This is a genomic window from Enterobacter sp. GER_MD16_1505_Eko_090 (genome assembly GCF_003331015.1).
Classification (GTDB): Bacteria; Pseudomonadota; Gammaproteobacteria; order Enterobacterales; family Enterobacteriaceae; genus Enterobacter; species Enterobacter roggenkampii.
In genome coordinates this window covers 137,601-154,262 of record NZ_PUQF01000007.1, presented here as the reverse complement: position 1 = coordinate 154,262, position 16,662 = coordinate 137,601, and the positions used below count along the sequence as shown (strand labels likewise).

16 protein-coding genes are annotated in these 16,662 nt (G+C 54.0%); 7 read left to right on the top strand and 9 right to left on the bottom strand.

Annotation, left to right across the window (positions count from 1 at the left end):
- Positions 1-23: 23 nt before the first annotated feature.
- On the bottom strand, positions 24-3,119 hold the full coding sequence (locus C6A40_RS10145; protein WP_045334882.1) for a multidrug efflux RND transporter permease subunit: 3,096 nt from the start codon (positions 3,117-3,119) through the stop codon (positions 24-26).
- A 95-nt stretch (positions 3,120-3,214) separates the two neighbouring features.
- The gene (gene crrC, locus C6A40_RS10140; RefSeq protein WP_044597947.1) at positions 3,215-3,601 is read right to left on the bottom strand and encodes a colistin resistant protein CrrC; all 387 of its coding nucleotides are present in this window, start codon (positions 3,599-3,601) and stop codon (positions 3,215-3,217) included.
- Positions 3,602-3,872: 271 nt separating this feature from the next.
- On the opposite strand from crrC, the gene C6A40_RS10135 reads away from it, so the two are divergent.
- Together C6A40_RS10135 and C6A40_RS10130 are read left to right on the top strand one after the other, a co-directional pair.
- Positions 3,873-4,577: a response regulator gene (locus C6A40_RS10135; protein WP_008501224.1), complete on the top strand. Its 705-nt coding sequence runs from the start codon at positions 3,873-3,875 to the stop codon at positions 4,575-4,577.
- Positions 4,574-5,638 (top strand): ATP-binding protein, encoded by a 1,065-nt coding sequence (locus C6A40_RS10130; protein WP_021240288.1) that lies wholly within the window; start codon positions 4,574-4,576, stop codon positions 5,636-5,638. The genes C6A40_RS10135 and C6A40_RS10130 overlap by 4 nt, the downstream gene beginning before the upstream one ends.
- Here C6A40_RS10130 and C6A40_RS10125 read toward each other — a convergent pair.
- The 7 genes from C6A40_RS10125 to pspF form a co-directional block, all read right to left on the bottom strand.
- Positions 5,619-6,560 (bottom strand): ATP-grasp fold amidoligase family protein, encoded by a 942-nt coding sequence (locus C6A40_RS10125; protein ID WP_045334880.1) that lies wholly within the window; start codon positions 6,558-6,560, stop codon positions 5,619-5,621. The genes C6A40_RS10130 and C6A40_RS10125 overlap by 20 nt on opposite strands.
- A gap of 148 nt (positions 6,561-6,708) precedes the next feature.
- Positions 6,709-7,515 carry a putrescine export ABC transporter ATP-binding protein SapF gene (gene sapF, locus C6A40_RS10120; RefSeq protein ID WP_008501227.1) on the bottom strand — a complete coding sequence of 269 codons (807 nt, stop codon included), beginning with the start codon at positions 7,513-7,515 and terminating at the stop codon, positions 6,709-6,711.
- Position 7,516: 1 nt separating this feature from the next.
- Positions 7,517-8,509, bottom strand: a complete 993-nt coding sequence (gene sapD / locus C6A40_RS10115) for a putrescine export ABC transporter ATP-binding protein SapD (RefSeq protein WP_008501228.1) — start codon at positions 8,507-8,509, stop codon at positions 7,517-7,519.
- Positions 8,509-9,399: a putrescine export ABC transporter permease SapC gene (gene sapC / locus C6A40_RS10110; protein WP_025913072.1), complete on the bottom strand. Its 891-nt coding sequence runs from the start codon at positions 9,397-9,399 to the stop codon at positions 8,509-8,511. The genes sapD and sapC overlap by 1 nt, the downstream gene beginning before the upstream one ends.
- Complete coding sequence (sapB, locus tag C6A40_RS10105) at positions 9,386-10,351, bottom strand: putrescine export ABC transporter permease SapB (protein WP_008501230.1); 966 nt, start codon at positions 10,349-10,351, stop codon at positions 9,386-9,388. Before sapB ends, sapC begins: the two co-directional genes overlap by 14 nt.
- Positions 10,348-11,988: an ABC transporter substrate-binding protein SapA gene (gene sapA, locus C6A40_RS10100; protein ID WP_045334875.1), complete on the bottom strand. Its 1,641-nt coding sequence runs from the start codon at positions 11,986-11,988 to the stop codon at positions 10,348-10,350. The genes sapB and sapA overlap by 4 nt, the downstream gene beginning before the upstream one ends.
- Positions 11,989-12,075: 87 nt before the next feature.
- The gene (gene pspF, locus C6A40_RS10095) at positions 12,076-13,050 is read right to left on the bottom strand and encodes a phage shock protein operon transcriptional activator (RefSeq protein ID WP_045334872.1); all 975 of its coding nucleotides are present in this window, start codon (positions 13,048-13,050) and stop codon (positions 12,076-12,078) included.
- Between the two features lie 166 nt (positions 13,051-13,216).
- Here pspF and pspA point away from each other — a divergent pair, with 166 nt between their 5' ends.
- The 5 genes from pspA (at position 13,217) to C6A40_RS10070 (ending at position 16,649) form a co-directional block, all read left to right on the top strand.
- Positions 13,217-13,885: a phage shock protein PspA gene (gene pspA, locus C6A40_RS10090; protein WP_023292259.1), complete on the top strand. Its 669-nt coding sequence runs from the start codon at positions 13,217-13,219 to the stop codon at positions 13,883-13,885.
- Positions 13,886-13,934: 49 nt separating this feature from the next.
- The gene (gene pspB, locus C6A40_RS10085; protein WP_008501236.1) at positions 13,935-14,159 is read left to right on the top strand and encodes an envelope stress response membrane protein PspB; all 225 of its coding nucleotides are present in this window, start codon (positions 13,935-13,937) and stop codon (positions 14,157-14,159) included.
- Positions 14,159-14,518 carry an envelope stress response membrane protein PspC gene (gene pspC / locus C6A40_RS10080; RefSeq protein WP_008501237.1) on the top strand — a complete coding sequence of 120 codons (360 nt, stop codon included), beginning with the start codon at positions 14,159-14,161 and terminating at the stop codon, positions 14,516-14,518. Before pspB ends, pspC begins: the two co-directional genes overlap by 1 nt.
- A gap of 12 nt (positions 14,519-14,530) precedes the next feature.
- Positions 14,531-14,755 carry a phage shock protein PspD gene (gene pspD / locus C6A40_RS10075; protein WP_023292260.1) on the top strand — a complete coding sequence of 75 codons (225 nt, stop codon included), beginning with the start codon at positions 14,531-14,533 and terminating at the stop codon, positions 14,753-14,755.
- A gap of 196 nt (positions 14,756-14,951) precedes the next feature.
- On the top strand, positions 14,952-16,649 hold the full coding sequence (locus C6A40_RS10070) for a sugar phosphorylase (RefSeq protein WP_045334869.1): 1,698 nt from the start codon (positions 14,952-14,954) through the stop codon (positions 16,647-16,649).
- Positions 16,650-16,662 lie beyond the last annotated feature (13 nt).

Genomic DNA, 16,662 nt, shown 5'->3' with positions numbered 1-16,662 from the left:
GAGGCGCGATCCCGCAAGGGTGTTCACGCTTTCCTGATGTTGCCGATGAAGCGCGCAATAACGATAAAGAAAACCGGTACGAAGAAGATCGCGAGAAGCGTACCGCTAATCATGCCGCCAAATACGCCGGTACCGATGGCATGCTGCGTACTGTCGCTCGCACCGGTGGCCAGCATCAGAGGAACAACTCCTAAGGTAAAGGCTAACGATGTCATCAGAATGGGGCGCAGACGCTGACTGGCGGCATGAATGGTCGCCGCCAGCAGGGGTTGCCCTTCGCGATGCAGCTGCCTGGCAAACTCCACAATCAGAATGGCGTTCTTGGCCGACAGGCCGATGAGCGTAATCAGACCGACCTTAAAGAACACGTCATTGGTCATACCGGCGACAGACACCGCTACTACCGCGCCGATAAGACCCAGTGGAACGACCAGCATGACCGCGAATGGGATAGACCAGCTCTCATACAGCGCGGCGAGCACCATAAATACGACCAGTATCGACAGGACGATCAGGCCCGGAAGCTGAGATTCCGATTTTATCTCCTGTAGCGAACTCCCGGCCCACTCGCCAGCCATACCCTGAGGCAGGCTCCTGGATAAGCCTTCCATGACCTTCATTGCGGTGCCGCTGGACTCTCCCGACGCCGCATTGCCGGTAATGCGAATAGCAGAATATCCCTGATAACGCGTCAACTGCTGCGGCGCAACGTTCCAGGAGATCGTCGCAAACGTTGATACCGGCACCATCTCACCCATCCGGTTTTTCACTGATAGTTTCAGTATCTGCTCAGGCTGCATTCGATAGGGGGCATCGGCCTGCATAATCACCTGTTGAACGCGGCCGTTGTTCGTATAGTCGTTGACGTAATTTGAGCCCAGGGTGACGGAGAGCGTCTGGTTGATATCATCGAATGAGACGCCCATCGCTTCCGCCTTTTCCCGGTCAACCTGGAGCGCAAGGCTGGTTCCTTCCGGCAGACCGTCTATATAGACATCGCTGAGTTCAGGGCGTTGATTAGCCTGCTGAACCAGCGCGTCGGCGGCCCTCTTTAGAGCCTCATAGCCCGCTCCCGCTCTGTCCTGAACGTACCAGGTGAAGCCCGAGGAGGTGCCCATATCCGAAATGGCCGGCGGGAGCAGGCTCATTGTGACGGCATCAGTGACGTTCGTCATGCTGGCCTGTATGTGGTCGGCTTCATCCTGAGCCGTCGAGCCCTGCCGATTTTTCCAGTCCTTCAGCGTGGTGAAGGCCATAGCCGAATTCGGTCCTGAACCTGAAAAGCCAAACCCCAGGATCATAATGTTGCTTTCAATGTCCGGCCGGGCCGCAATTTCCGCTTCAAATTTTTTGACCACGTCGAGGGTGCGCTGCATCGTGGCATCAGAAGGCAGCTGGATAGAGGACATAAAGTAGCCCTGATCTTCATCCGGCAGAAAGGACGACGGTAGCGAAGACAATCCAACAAACAGCGCCGTGCAGAGCGCAACGTACAGGAGCAGCATACGCCCGGTTCGCTTCAGAACGGCACCCAGCCCGGCTTCGTAACAGACGGTGAGCAAACGGAAGCGCGCGTTAAACCTGGCCGCGAACCTTCCACTTCCGCTCTTTCCTGCCTTGTGCGGCTTGAGTAACGTTGCGCACAGGGCAGGCGTTAGCGTCAGGGCCAGAAACGCGGACAGCAGTATGGAGACCGCCATAGAAATACAAAATTGTCGATAGATAATCCCGACCGAACCCTCAGCAAACCCCATGGGGATAAAGACGGCAGTCAGCACCAGCGTGATCCCGATAATCGCCGGGGCGATCTCCTGCATGGCCTGCCGGGTAGCGTCTCGTGGGGAGAGGCTTTTTTCCGCCATCAGGCGTTCGACGTTCTCCACTACCACAATCGCATCATCAACGATAATCCCTATCGCCAGCACCATGCCGAACATCGTCAGAATATTGATGGAGTATCCGCTCAATAACATCACCGTGAAGGTGCCAAGAAGTGCGACGGGAGCAACAATCGCCGGGATAAGCGTACAGCGTATCTTGTGCAGAAACAGAAGCATCACCAGGAAGACCAGGACCATCGCTTCGACAAAGGTTTGAACCACCTTCATGATAGAAAGCTTCACAAACGGCGCGGTATCGAAGGGAACCGAAAACGCCATTCCTTCCGGTAACACCTGGGAAAGCTCGTCGATGCGCGCGCGTACGCCTGAAGCCGTACTCATTGCGTTGGCACCCGGCGAGAGCTGGATTGCCGCCGCCGTTGCGGGCACGCCATTTTCGCGGATACCGAAAGCGTAACTTTGCAGGCCGGACTCAACGCGCGCGACGTCGGACAGTTTCAGCCTCGCGCCCGATGCATCTGATTTCAGGGTAATGTTTCTGAACGCCTCTACCGAAGTGAGTTGCCCCTTCACGGTGATGGGATACGTTACGCCTTGTCCCGCAGATGCTGGCTCATCTCCCGTTTTGCCGGGCGAAACCAGGGCATTTTGCTGGCCAACAGCGGTGAGAACATCGCTCACCGAGAGGCCGTAGCTGTGGAGCTTCATCGGATCCAGCCAGATACGCAGCGCTTTTTCGCCGCCAAACAGCTGAACTTTCCCTACGCCGGGCACGCGACGAAGCTCGTCACTGACGTTTCGGGCAAAATAGTCGCTTAAGTCGGCTTCCTCGAATTGACCGCTGGTGGACTTCAACCCCACCATCATTAAAAATCCAGAATTAGCGGCCTCGACGTTAATGCCGTTTTGTCTTACCGCCTGAGGAAGACGAGGCTCGACGATCTTAATCTGGTTCTGCAGATCCATCTGTGCCAGCTTGATGTCCGTGCCGGGTTTAAACGTGACGGTAATGGACGCCGAACCGGTTGTGTCGCTGGATGATTCGAAGTAGAGCAAATTATCTACGCCAGAGATTTCGCGCTCGATTAACGAAATCACCGACGTATTCATGATATCGGGGCTGGCCCCCGGGTAACTAACGGAAATAATGATGCCCGGCGGTGCCACCGCCGGATACTGCGCAACCGGCAAACGAGGAATAGACAGGAGACCCGTCAGGACGATAAACAGCGCCACAACCCAGGCGAAAATGGGACGTTCGATAAAAAAATGAGGCATTGGGTTATTTTTGTGCAAAAGAGTGAGGCAGAGACTCTACCGCGCACCTGTTTAGCGGAAGTGGGCGGTTTATGGAGGCCGTGTGGAGCAAGGGCTCAGATCATTCTCATAATGAGGTACAGCGGTGCTCCACCAAAAAAAATGATCAAATAACATTCATAGTAAAAGATCAGATCCTCAATATCGGGCATCGCGTTTAACAGCACGGTGAACGTAATAATGAGATAAACAAAAATCACCATCAGCCAGAAGGCGATGATAAGTAGCTCAATGAACGCGCCGGCTTTATTTTGTATGACCAGAAAAACCACTGACAATGCGATGCAGCCATAGATAAGGGGTGAAGAGAGCAGTGTCGAGGCGACTTTCTCATCCATTCTGTGTACCAGCACCAGCCAGGTATAAAGTAATCCCCACGACAGCAGCAGAAACAGGAAATATATGCCCAGTTTTTTAGGGGAAAAATATTTAGAAAGTTCCATGTTCATTATTTCAGCCAACTTCATAAAATCTTTAAGAAACAGTGGTAATTTGCAGCCCGCAATGCACAACGCGTTATGCCTCATTAGCGATTTTGAACGGACATTGTCGAGTCTTTATTGACTGAATGTGTAGGCTGTGTGGAGAAATAACCGGGCATTTAAATCAACCGGGAAATTTTCGTGACTACGGCACTTTTTCCCGGAGGCTGTGTCTTATTGTGCTCAAGATATCTGATAGCGTGCTTAAAGGGATTTCACCCGCGGAGATAATATGAACAAAAATACGCTGATCCTTGTTGTTGAAGATGAAGACGAAATCGCCGATATACTGATGAGCTACTTAGAGCGTTCGGGAATGAAAACGCTCAGGGCCAGGCAGGGCGAGCAGGCGATAACGCTCAATCGCCTCCATAAACCGGATCTCATCTTGCTGGACATTCACCTGCCCGTGTGTGACGGCTGGAGCGTGCTTACCACGCTTCGCCATGAAAGCGCTGTCCCCGTCATTATGGTTTCCGCTCTCGATCAGGACGTCGATAAACTTATGGGTCTGAGGCTCGGCGCGGATGATTACGTCATCAAACCCTTCAACCCTTCGGAAGTTGTCGCACGGGTTGAGGCGGTGCTGCGTAGAACAAAGCCTGCGCTTCAGCAGGCGGGGGCCCTGCCGCTCAGAACGCCATTCATTACGGTCTATCCGGATGATTTCTACGTGGAGGTTACTGCGGGGCCCGAGGTTATCTCCCCGGTCTTAACGACGACCGAATTTAAGTTGCTTTCTTACCTGGTGCGGTATCCGCGCAAGGTCTGTTCCCGTGAAGAGTTGCTCAACGCGTGTTTGCCGGAAGGCGATACGCTCGACAGAACCGTCGACAGCCATATGAGCAAGCTGCGAAAAAAACTGGAGCTGGCCGGTCTTTATGGCGTTCCCGAGAGCATCAGGGGCATGGGTTACCGGCTTGGGGAAAAGAAATGAATAAAGAGTCTGTCCTGAGTCGTCAGATCTTAACGTATATGCTATTGCTGACGTTTACGATAATTGCCATCGCCATACTGGGCTCCTGGTTTTTTTACTCCTTTATTCTGGATCATCTTCCCGGCGGCCCTGCTGCGGGCGATGACGAGCAGATGACGATGTGGGACTGGGTATGGATTGGGACCGCGACAACGATCAGCCTGATCATTGCCGTATTCTTTACGGTCAAACTTTCATCGCGAATACTCACCCCGCTAAACGCGGTCGCGTCCAGCCTGAAAAAAATTTCTCAGGGCGATCTGGACGCCAGGGCATTCTGTGCCAGTTCCCGGCTGGGAGAGATCAATCACCTGGTTACGGATTTCAATGAAATGGCAGAAAAGCTGCAAACGCTGGATATCCAGCGGAAATCCTGGAATGCTGCGATTGCGCATGAACTCAGAACCCCGGTCACCATTTTACGCGGAAGGCTTCAGGGGCTGGTTGACGGGGTGTTTACCCCGGACCCGGTGCTGTTTACTAACCTCCTCAAACAGACGGAAGGATTAACCCGTCTGATTGAAGATCTCCGGGTTATCAGTTCGGATGGCGGGGCAGGATACACGTTATACCAGGCCAGAACGGATCTGAAAGGGACAATACAGGACGCGCTCGATACCTTCATGCCCGAGTTCAACCGTAAGGCATTTACCGTCCATACCGAACTGAGGGAGCAGCAGTGCGTATTCGATCCCTTACGCATCAATCAGTGTCTGACCGTTTTATTTGACAATGCCTTACACTATTCAACTTCGCGCAAGCTCACGGTTAAAAATGGTGTTTCGGATAAAGGCAATTTTATCCTGATTCAGGATGGGGGACCGGGTATCCCCAGGGAGTTTCATGACTTCCTGTTTCAGCCCTTTCAGCGCGATAACGGCGCCAGACAGTTGAACCCGGAAGGCTGTGGTTTGGGCTTGTCGGTGGTAAAAGCCATCATGCTGGCGCATGGTGGCGATGTTACCTATACCTTATCAACGCAAAACCACTCGATATTTAAACTCACCTGGCCCGACTCGTGAGCGTCAGCGGCAGGTCAAATGTGCCTGCCGGCGGTAAATGCCATATTTTTCCTAGCTTAGCATCCCATTCCTGCGGGGTAATCGACAGTTTACCGCGTCTCGGGCTTAAGGTTATTTCACTGAAATAGATTTCATCTTTTTTTAGCATGAGGTCAACGCGGCAGTAGTCAATGCTATCCGCCAGCTCCTGGGATGCCAGCAACGCTTGTCGGAACAAGGCCGGTTCGCCTGGCGCCAACGGTGTATTCGGATATTCCATCTGAAAGGGTTGTAAGTTCCAGTACCTGTCGTAAACGTTGATGAAACCTTTGCCGCTGTCATCGGTAAAATCCGCTTCAACATAGTGGGCAACGCCATGAAAGCAATGGAACCTCAGCATTTCGGGCGCTGTGTTCCTGTCTGCATCATCGAAGAGATCGACAAACGGTTCGCAAAGTATTTTTGGCGTAATGTTTTTGTACTGCCATTCGCGCGTGGTGTAGTACATATTTTTCTTTAACGCGAGACTGAGTTTTTTACACGCTTCCCTGACGTTAAATTGCGCTTTGTTCGTACATATTATTGTGCTGCCACTGTCATGGTTGCACTTAAGGACAAATTTTTCAGGGAGCGTCGAAAAATCAATCTGGGACACCTTGCTGTATACGCCAAGTAATGGCACCGTTTTCGCACGCGTTGTTCTGGAGATTACGTATTCCCGAACGGCGAGTTTATCGGCAAGCAGGGTATAGACGTTATTGTGGTCATAAACCAGACGATGACATATTTTTTCACTCAACGTCGTGGGTGATTTAATGTCAGGGTGCTTCCCCGATGTTTTCTTGAGCCTCACAGTATGAAAATACAGGTCCGTCATTAAAAATGAACGACATTTTCTGATGAGGTACTCGGTATATTTGAGAACGTAAGTGGCGTTGTTCATTTCTTCTCCTCCATAATGTCCGGATATTCTGGAGAAGAACTGTTGATGTATTTTGCTGAGAATATGGAGCAGCTATGGAGATGAAAAAGTTAAGGATTAAACAGCGTATTAAGGCTATTTAATCCTTATTAAGCGGTGCAACGTTTGTTTACCGGTCTTTGCGCCACGCATCGGCCGTCAGTGCTTCACCGAAATGCCCGGCTATCAGCCGCTTTGTCAGCTCGTGAAGCGGGGAGGCCATCACATCCGCCGTGCTGCCGCGTTCGACCACTTCACCCTGGTGCATAACCATCACCTGATCGCTGATGTGCTTCATCATCCCCAGATGCTGGGTGACGTAGATATACGAGATGCCCTGTTTTTCCTGCAGCTCCAGCATCAGGTTAATCAGCTGCGAACGCATCGACATATCCAGCGAGGCAAGCGCTTCGTCAGCAATGATCACTTTCGGGCGCAAAATCAACGCACGCGCCAGACCCAGACGCTGTTTCTGGCCGGGAGCCAGCATGTGCGGATAGTAGCTTTCGTGATCCGGTAACAGCCCAACCATGCGCAGGGTTTCGAAGATACGCTTGCGGCGCGCCTCGGGCTCCAGGTCGGTGTTCAGACGCAGCGGAAAATCGAGGATCTGCGAAATGCGCTGGCGTGGGTTGAGCGAGGTCGACGGATCCTGGAAGATCATGCGGATGCGCTGGCTGCGGAAAGAGTAATCCCCGAACGTGAGAGGGTGATCGTCAATCAATACTTCCCCAGCCGTAGGTTCAACCATGCCGGCGAGCATTTTCGCCAGGGTGGATTTTCCGGAACCGTTCTCGCCGATGATTGCCAGGGTCTGTTTTTCACGCAGGGTAAAGCTCAGCGGTTTTACCGCGTCGACAGTTTGACGATGAAACAGCCCCGTGCGGTAGCGAAAGGTCTTACTCAGGTTGCGGACTTCCAGCAAGGTTTCGACCATTTCACTCTCTCTCCATGTTCAGCGGGAAATGACAGGCGTAAAGATGATTTTTGGCCCCGGTCAGGCGTGGCGTCTCGATACATTTACGCTGCGCATACGGGCAACGCGGCCCCAGACGACAGCCTATCGGCAACGATTCCAGCAGCGGAATCGCTCCGGGCAGGGTATTCAGGCGGCTCTTATGCGGCATGGCGCTGCCAAAATCGGGAATAGCGCGGATTAGCGCCTGCGTATACGGGTGGTGCGGCGCGGTGATCAGGTCTTCACTCGGCGCGGTTTCGACCGTTTGTCCGCAGTACATCACATCAATTTTATCCGCCCATTTGCTGAGCATTTGCAGGTCATGGCTGATCAGCAAAATGGTGGTGTTGTTGTTCTGGTTAAGACGCGACAGCAGGCGGAAAATTTGCGCCTGCGTGGTGGGTTCCATCGCGTTCGTCGGTTCATCCGCAATCAGCAGTCGCGGCTGATTGGCTAGCGCGATGGCAATCATCACTTTCTGACATTCACCGTCGGTCAGCTCGTACGGGAAGCTGCGCATTGCATCTTTGTGATCTTTGATCCCGACGCGGTGTAAAAGCTCAATGGCGCGACGCTTGCGCCAGCCCACGCGCTGCCACCAGCGGCCTTTATAGGTCCAGCCGGGGATATTCTGCATCAGCTGTTTGCCCACGCGCTCGGACGGGTCGAGACAGGACTGCGGCTCCTGGAAAATCATGGAGACGTTGTGCCCGACCAGCTTACGCCGCTCGCGGGGAGAGAGGCGCAGCAGGTCGATATCATCAAACCGCATACGGTCTGCGGTGACGCGCCAGTTATCTTTCGCCACGCCGCAGATGGCTTTGGCGATCAGGCTTTTGCCTGAGCCGGATTCCCCCACCAGCCCGCGAATTTCACCCTCCGCGAGGGTGATGCTGATGCGATCGACGGCTTTAACCCAGCCTTCACCGGTTTTGAATTCAATGGTGAGGTTGCGAATATCAAGAAGCGGCATTATTGCACCCCCGCGTTAATTGCACGGCGAATACCGTCGCCCAGCAGGTTGATCAGCAGCACGCTCACCATGATGGCCGCACCCGGCAGCATAACCGTCCACGGCGCCACGTAAATTAACTCCAGCGCGTCACCGAGCATCGCGCCCCATTCAGGCGACGGCAGCTGCGCGCCGAGGTCGAGGAAGCCGAGCGCCGCGATGTCCAGAATCGCCATCGACAGGGCGCGGGTGATCTCGGTGACCAGCCCGGACGCGATGTTAGGCAGCACGGCAAACCACAGGATATTGAAGGTGGTCGCGCCGTCCAGACGCGCAGCGACGACATACTCTTTTTCCAGCTCGTCATGCACCATGCTGTAAACCGAGCGCACGATGCGGGGCAGGATAGCCAGCCAGACGGCGAACATGGCATGCGACAGGTGCGGACCGGCAAAGGCAACCACAACGATCGCCAGCAGCAGAGACGGAATCGACAGCAGCGTATCCAGAATGTGGTTAAGCACCGCCGAGCGCAGGCCATGCGTGGATCCCGCAAAAATACCCAGCGCCAGCCCGCAGATCGTGGCCGCGAGCGTCACCACAAACGCGCCGCCCACCGTCGGGGCCGCACCGCTCAGCAGGCGGCTCAACACGTCACGTCCGAGGTCGTCCGTTCCCAGGAAGAAAGAGACCTCTCCGTAGCGCGACCAGGACGGCGGCAGCAGCTGATAGCCAAGGAACTGCTGGTCAATGCCGTACGGCGCAAACCAGGAGCCAAAGACACAGAGCAACACCAGACCGGCGCAGCCATAAAGGCCGATCATTGCCGTGGTATCACCATAGAATTTACGCCACACGGTACGCAGCACACCGGGCGTGCGCTTTTCACTGTATACGTTATCGTAGGGCATACCATTCCTTATGCTTCAACGGGTTAGCCATGGCACCCAGAATATCGGACAACACGTTAACAATAATCACCAGCGAACCAATCACCATCACCCCTGCGGAAATCGCGGCGTAGTCCTGCTGGCGGATAGCGTTAATCAGCCACCGCCCCAGGCCCGGCCAGCTAAAGACCATCTCGGTGATCATGGCCAGCGTCAGCATGGTGGAAAACTGTAATCCCAGACGCGGAATAACCGGCGGCAGCGCGTTGTGCAGGACGTTGCGGCGCAGGATGGTCAGGCGCGACAGTCCGCGCGTGGCGGCGGCTTTGACATAGTTCTGGTCAAACACCTCGATGGTGCTCAGGCGCATCAGGCGGATCACTTCGGTTGTTGGCGCAACCGCCAGCGTCAGCACCGGCAATACCATATGGCGCAGGGCGCTGACGATCATCTCATGCCGCCACACGGAATCAGACAGCCACGCGTCGATAATGGCAAAGCCCGTCACCGATTTAACCGTATAGAGCAGGTCAAAACGGCCAGAAACCGGGAGCCAGCCCATTGTCAGCGAGAAGAAAAGCGTCAGCAGCAGCGCCAGCCAGAAAACCGGAATGGAGAAGCCGAGCAGGGCGAGGGCGCTGATAAACTTATCCTGCCATTTGTTGCGATATATCCCGGCCAGCATGCCCACGGGGATCCCGACCATCAGGGCAAACCCGAAGGCCAGAATGCACAGCTCCATCGTGGCCGGGAAAACCTCTTTCAACTGCTCGGAAATAAGCTGCCCGTTAATGCTGGACACGCCGAAATCCCAGTGCAGCAGCCCGTTAAACCAGAAGAGCCAGGCATCCCACAGCGACGATCCCTGGAGCGGGGCGTGGGGCGTGAAATAGCTCAGGCTAAAGCCGACAAAGTTCAGGAAAAAGAGCGTCACCAGCAGCAAAAGGAGCCGGCGCAAGGTAAAAATAATCATGGTTTTTTCACCTCTTGTACTTTTTCGCGCGACACGCCGGCGAACGAGGCGTTGCCGAACGGGCTCAGCACCAGGCCTTTAATATCATAGCGATACGCCTGAAGGCGCAGGGAAGAGGCCAGCGGCAGCACCGGCAGTTCCTGGGCAAGGATTTTCTGCGCTTCGTCATAGGCGTCGATGCGCGAGGCCAGCTGTTGGGAAGCCAGCGCTTTTTGCAGCACGGCGTCAAACTCCCGGTTACACCAGTGGGCGTAGTTGGTCTGTGAGTTTATCGCCGCACAGCTCAGCAGCGGCCGGAAGAAGCTGTCCGGATCGTTACTGTCGGTCGCCCAGCCGGTGAGGGTTAAATCATGATTCATGTCCATCAGGCGCGCCTCCTGGAAACGGCCTTCAACCGGTACGATGATCACTTTTACGCCCACCTGCGCCATATCCGCCTGCAGCAGTTCGGCGGTCTTGAGCGGGCTCGGGTTCCACGCCTGGGAGCTGGTCGGCACCCAAAGCTGCAGCGTAAGGTTTTCTGCGCCCAGCGCTTTCAGCTGTTCGCGCGCTTTTGCCGGATTGTATTCCGTAATTTTAGCCTCACCGTCGTAGGCCCACGAGGCGCGCGGTAAAATTGAGGCGGCAGTTTCCGCCGTACCGTAGTAAATCGACTGCATCAGGCGCTGGTTGTTGATGGCCAGCGCAAGGGCGTGACGAACGGCAGGGTTATTCAACGGCGGCTTATCGGTGTTAAAGGCCAGATACGCGATGTTCATCCCCGGGCGTAGCGTCAGACGCAGGCGCGGATCGTCGCGCAAAATCGTGAGCTGGCTGGCCGCGGGCCAGGCAAGCACATCACATTCCCCGGTGAGCAGTTTTGACAGACGTCCCGTCCCGCCGGAACCCAGATCGACCACCACCTGCGGCATCAGCGGCGTACCCCGCCAGAAATGTTCGTGGCGCTGCAGACGAATATATTGCCCGGCGCGGTATTCGGCCAGCTGGAACGGACCGGTGCCGACCGGCTGACGATCGAGCAGTTCCTGACGATCTTTTTTCGTCAGCTTCGCCGCGTATTCGGCCGACATGACGGACGCATAGTGGGTTGCCAGATGCCACAGGAATGAGGCATCCGGGCGCGTCAGCGTAAATTCAACCGTGCGGTTATCCAGCTTGCGCACGCTTTTCACGGTGTCGGCAAACTGCAGGCTGTCGAAATAGGGGAAATTGCTGCCGTTAACGTTATGCCACGGGTGATTGCGGTTGAAGATACGCTGGAAGGTGAAGACCACGTCATCCGCATTCAGCTTGCGCGAGGGGGTAAACCACGGCGTACGCTGAAACGCGACATCATCGCGCAGGTGAAAACGGTAGGTTGCGCCGTTATCCAGCACTTCCCAGCTTTCTGCAAGCTCGGGCACGAGACGGTAAGTGTACGGGTCAACATCAAGCAGACGATCGTAAAGCTGCGCGGCAAGGGTATCCACAATCAGGCCGCTGCCCGCTTTTTGCGGGTTGAAGGTATCCACCTGGCCGCTTACGCAATAGACGAAGCCGCTGTCACGAATGTCAGGCTGCGGCGTTTGCCCGGGCGCGGCAAAGGCCTGGCTGCTAAACAGACCAAGTGCAAAAAAGGACGATAAAACCAGACGCATAATTTTTAAGGTTTTTAGGTTCGATCTGCAAAGTGTATCGCACTTACGCCTGCTTCGTAAAAATGTCTATGGTAAGTGCTGATATTGTCAGCGCATTTGATGCTTTTTAAGCAATGCCCTTAACTGATGGTAGGTCAAACCCAGCAGTTCAGCCGCCCGTTTCTGGTTGTATTTCGCCATCTTCAGGCTTTGCTCCAGCAGCTGTTTCTCCTGGTCGTGCTGGAACTGGCGCAAATCAAGGGGAAGAGCAGGGGCGTCGCCTGGAGACGTTGGTGCGGACGACGGCGCGCTGCGCTGAAAAGGATCGATAATGATGTTGTCCAGCTCCGTCTCGCTGCTGCCGTGGCGATAGACGGAACGCTCCACGACGTTTTTCAGCTCGCGGATATTGCCCGGCCAGTGGTACGCGAGCAGCGTCTCCCGTGCATAATCGCTGAAGCCGGGGAACAGCGGCAGTCCGAGCTCGCGGCACATCTGAATCGCAAACTGGTCTGCAAGCAGCATAATGTCGCTTATTCGCTCGCGCAGCGGAGGAAGCTGCACGACGTCAAAGGCCAGGCGGTCAAGCAGGTCGGCACGGAATGTTTCCTCCGCCACCCTCTCCGGCAGGTTGGCATTCGTGGCGCACACCAGGCGCACGTTCACCTGGAGCGGCTGGCTACCGCCGACGCGCTCCAGCTCGCCGTACTCAATCACGCGCAGCAGTTTCTCCTGCACCAGCATGGGCGCGGTGGCCAGCTCATCAAGAAACAGCGTACCGCCGTCGGCGCGCTCAAACCGTCCCGGATGGCGCTTCTGGGCGCCGGTAAACGCGCCCGCTTCATGGCCGAAGAGCTCGGTATCGAGCAGGTTTTCATTCAGCGCCGCGCAGTTAAGGGAAATGAAGGGGCCGTCCCAGCGCCCGGATAAGTAGTGCAGACGGTTGGCGATGAGTTCCTTACCCGTACCCCGCTCGCCGATAATCAGCACCGGTTTGTTGAGCGGCGCCAGGCGAGACACCTGTTCCAGCACCTCAAGAAAACTGTTTGCTTCGCCGAGTAAATTGTCTTTGTATCCGGGCATGATGAAATTAACCACTCCTTAGCGATATTCACCAGGTAAGAATAGTTCTTTACTGCATAAAAATCAATCAGTTCTTGTTAAATCAATAAGATAAAAAGTTGGCATGAGATTTGTATTATCTGTACAGCAGGGCTTCGCCCGATAACAGAACTATGAGGAGTCAATTATGGGTATTTTTTCTCGTTTTGCCGACATCGTGAACGCCAACATCAACTCACTGCTGGAGAAAGCGGAAGATCCGCAGAAGCTGGTGCGTCTGATGATTCAGGAGATGGAAGACACGCTGGTTGAAGTCCGCTCTACCTCCGCCCGCGCGCTGGCTGAGAAAAAACAGCTTACGCGTCGTATTGAACAGGCCACCGTTCAACTGAACGAATGGCAGGAAAAAGCAGAACTCGCGCTGCGCAAAGACAAAGAGGATCTGGCCCGTGCGGCGCTGATCGAAAAACAGAAGCTGGCAGACATGGTCGCGACGCTCGAGCATGAAGTGACGCTGGTGGATGACACGCTCACCCGCATGAAGAAAGAGATTGGCGAGCTGGAAAACAAGCTGAGCGAAACCCGCGCGCGTCAGCAGGCGCTGACCCTGCGTCATCAGGCGGCAAGCTCTTCCCGCGACGTGCGTCGCCAGCTCGACAGCGGTAAGCTGGATGAAGCGATGGCCCGTTTTGAGTCATTTGAGCGTCGTATCGACCAGATGGAAGCGGAAGCCGAAAGTCACGGTATCGGTAAGCAGAAGTCGCTGGATCAGCAGTTTGCTGACCTCAAGGCCGATGATGAAATCAGCGAGCAGCTGGCGGCACTGAAAGCCAAAATGAAGCAAGACAACCAATAATAATGCCTGCGGCACCTGAACGTGCCGCATCGTAAGACAAGGAGTACACATGAGCGCGCTTTTTCTGGCTATTCCCCTGACGATTTTCGTGCTGTTCGTTTTGCCGATTTGGTTATGGCTGCACTACAGCAACCGTTCCTCACGGGGCGAACTTTCCCAGAGTGAACAACAGCGTCTGATACAGCTCTCCGATGAGGCGAACAAAATGCGTGAACGCATTCAGGCGCTGGAAGCCATCCTGGATGCTGAACATCCAAACTGGAGGGACCGTTAATGTCTGGACTGAATCTGAACAAAAAGCTGTGGCGAATTCCACAGCAGGGCATGGTGCGCGGCGTCTGTGCCGGGCTGGCTCACTATCTTGACGTCCCGGTTAAACTGGTACGCGTGGTGACGGTGCTGTCGATCTTCTTCGGTCTGGCATTTATTACCCTGGTTGCGTACATCGTGTTGTCGTTTGTGCTTGACCCGATGCCGGAAGGAGAACTGGCGGCGGAAGGCGCTCCCACCAGCAGCGATCTCCTCAATGCTGTGGATGCGCAACTCGCCGCAGGTGAGAAGCGGTTACGGGAAATGGAACGTTATGTCACATCCGATACCTTTACGCTGAGAAGTCGTTTCCGTCAGCTTTAAGAGAGAAAAGAGATGAAACAACACTGGCAACAGGCCGGTCAGAAGGTAAAACCCGGCCTGAAAATCGCAGGTAAGCTGGTCCTGATGACCGCGTTACGTTACGGTCCGGCTGGGGTAGCGGGGTGGGCGATTAAATCGGTTGCCCGCAAGCCGGTCAGAATGGTACTGGCCGTGGCGCTCGAACCGCTGTTGCAAAAGGTGGCGAAACGGCTGTCACGCCGCTACTTATCCCAGTAGTTTCCGCTCGCAGCAGCCCTTTCTCTTCAAGGAGAGGGGCTGGCGATGATGACCCGCACTTCCTCATTTCACCTGCTTTCTTTGCGGCAGCTCACAATATTGCGCTGAGCTGCTTTGCAATCGCATTTTTCTCCTGCCCGGTCCGTTGACAGATATTTTTCATGGGAGTAGATTGCCATTCCGTGGGACCGCTACCATGGAAAATCAAGTGAACGAAAAAATTAAAGCACTCATTAATCTTGTTTATGGAAAAACGTTTTCTGAAGCACATCTCCATATGCTGCTGGAAAATATTGAAAAGGCCGCCTCTGTTATTACGGAAAGGCGTAAAATGGGCTGGGATGAAAAAGATATCGTTCTGATAACCTATGCCGATCAGTTTTCCGCGAAAGGGGAGAAAGCACTCCCTGTTTTTACACGTTTTTATAACAAATGGCTTTCGCATTCTTTTTCTCATGTCCATCTTTTGCCTTTTTATCCGTGGTCTTCGGACGATGGATTTTCTGTAATTGATTATCATGAAGTTGCGCCTGAAACGGGAACATGGCGAGACGTTGCTGAATTAAAACAATCAACCAGTTTGATGTTTGATTTCGTCTGCAATCATATGTCGGCCAAAAGTGCCTGGTTTGCTAATTACCTGAAGCAAATGCCGGGGTATGATGATTTCTTTATTTCTGTCGATCCTGAAACAGATTTATCCGCGGTGACGCGTCCGCGTGCCTTACCGCTTCTTACGCCTTTCACACTTCATGATGGCAGCGTGCGACATCTGTGGACCACCTTCAGTGAGGACCAGATCGATCTCAACTTCGCCTCTCCGCAGGTACTGATTGCGATGGTCGACGTGCTGCTGCATTACCTTATTGAAGGGGCGCGGTATATTCGACTGGATGCCGTTGGGTTCATGTGGAAAATACCGGGAACGAGCTGCATTCACCTTGAGCAAACCCACCAGCTCATCCAGCTTTTCCGCGCCATTACCGAGGCGGTTGCCCCCGGCACGGTGATTATCACCGAGACGAACGTTCCGCATAAAGATAACGTCTCTTACTTCGGTAACGGCGAAAATGAAGCGCAGATGGTTTATCAGTTCTCGTTGCCTCCGCTGGTGCTGCATGCTGTGCACAGCCAGGATGTCAGCACGCTGAGACAGTGGGCTGCGTCGCTGGCGTTGCCTTCCACCAAAACCACCTGGTTCAACTTCCTGGCCTCGCATGACGGCATTGGTCTTAACCCATTGCGCGGAATTTTACCGGAGTCGGAGATCCTCTCGCTTGTAGAAAAGCTCCAGACCGAAGGTGCGTTGGTTAACTGGAAAAATAACCCGGATGGCACACGAAGCCCGTATGAAATTAACGTGACCTATCTGGATGCCTTAAGTACGCGAGAAAGTCATGATAGCGAACGCATTGCCCGGTTTATTCTGGCCCATGCTGTCCTGTTAAGCTTCCCCGGTGTGCCTGCGATTTATATTCAAAGTATTCTCGGCTCCCGTAATGATTATGATGGCGTAGAGCGTCTTGGATATAACCGTGCGATAAATCGTGAAAAATATGCCGCGGGTCAAATTGATTGCGCGCTTGAAGATAAAAATAGTCTCCGTTATCAGGTTTACAGTGCGTTAAGTCAGTTAATCGTATTGCGCCGGGCGGAAAAAGCATTCCATCCTGACAGTGAGGCTTATTTCAGTACGTCAGGGAAGCATATTTTAAAAATTGTCCGCGTGGCGGATTGTGGTGAGAAAATAACAGCGCTGTTTAATTTCAGTGATAATTCTCAAACGGTTGAGTCCGATATTCACTCGGGAAGAGAATTGATTAGCGGAAAAGATATTACCGACACGACTCTGATCCTAAATCCATGGCAGGTATTGTGGATTAAAGAAAACTAAAAAGGACCTTAAA

Coding starts and splice junctions, on each gene's coding strand:
- C6A40_RS10145 (WP_045334882.1), bottom strand. CDS start 3,119: ATGCCTCATTTTTTTATCGAACGTCCCATTTTCGCCTGGGTTGTGGCG.
- crrC (WP_044597947.1), bottom strand. CDS start 3,601: ATGGAACTTTCTAAATATTTTTCCCCTAAAAAACTGGGCATATATTTC.
- C6A40_RS10135 (WP_008501224.1), top strand. CDS start 3,873: ATGAACAAAAATACGCTGATCCTTGTTGTTGAAGATGAAGACGAAATC.
- C6A40_RS10130 (WP_021240288.1), top strand. CDS start 4,574: ATGAATAAAGAGTCTGTCCTGAGTCGTCAGATCTTAACGTATATGCTA.
- C6A40_RS10125 (WP_045334880.1), bottom strand. CDS start 6,560: ATGAACAACGCCACTTACGTTCTCAAATATACCGAGTACCTCATCAGA.
- sapF (WP_008501227.1), bottom strand. CDS start 7,515: ATGGTCGAAACCTTGCTGGAAGTCCGCAACCTGAGTAAGACCTTTCGC.
- sapD (WP_008501228.1), bottom strand. CDS start 8,509: ATGCCGCTTCTTGATATTCGCAACCTCACCATTGAATTCAAAACCGGT.
- sapC (WP_025913072.1), bottom strand. CDS start 9,399: ATGCCCTACGATAACGTATACAGTGAAAAGCGCACGCCCGGTGTGCTG.
- sapB (WP_008501230.1), bottom strand. CDS start 10,351: ATGATTATTTTTACCTTGCGCCGGCTCCTTTTGCTGCTGGTGACGCTC.
- sapA (WP_045334875.1), bottom strand. CDS start 11,988: ATGCGTCTGGTTTTATCGTCCTTTTTTGCACTTGGTCTGTTTAGCAGC.
- pspF (WP_045334872.1), bottom strand. CDS start 13,050: ATGCCCGGATACAAAGACAATTTACTCGGCGAAGCAAACAGTTTTCTT.
- pspA (WP_023292259.1), top strand. CDS start 13,217: ATGGGTATTTTTTCTCGTTTTGCCGACATCGTGAACGCCAACATCAAC.
- pspB (WP_008501236.1), top strand. CDS start 13,935: ATGAGCGCGCTTTTTCTGGCTATTCCCCTGACGATTTTCGTGCTGTTC.
- pspC (WP_008501237.1), top strand. CDS start 14,159: ATGTCTGGACTGAATCTGAACAAAAAGCTGTGGCGAATTCCACAGCAG.
- pspD (WP_023292260.1), top strand. CDS start 14,531: ATGAAACAACACTGGCAACAGGCCGGTCAGAAGGTAAAACCCGGCCTG.
- C6A40_RS10070 (WP_045334869.1), top strand. CDS start 14,952: ATGGAAAATCAAGTGAACGAAAAAATTAAAGCACTCATTAATCTTGTT.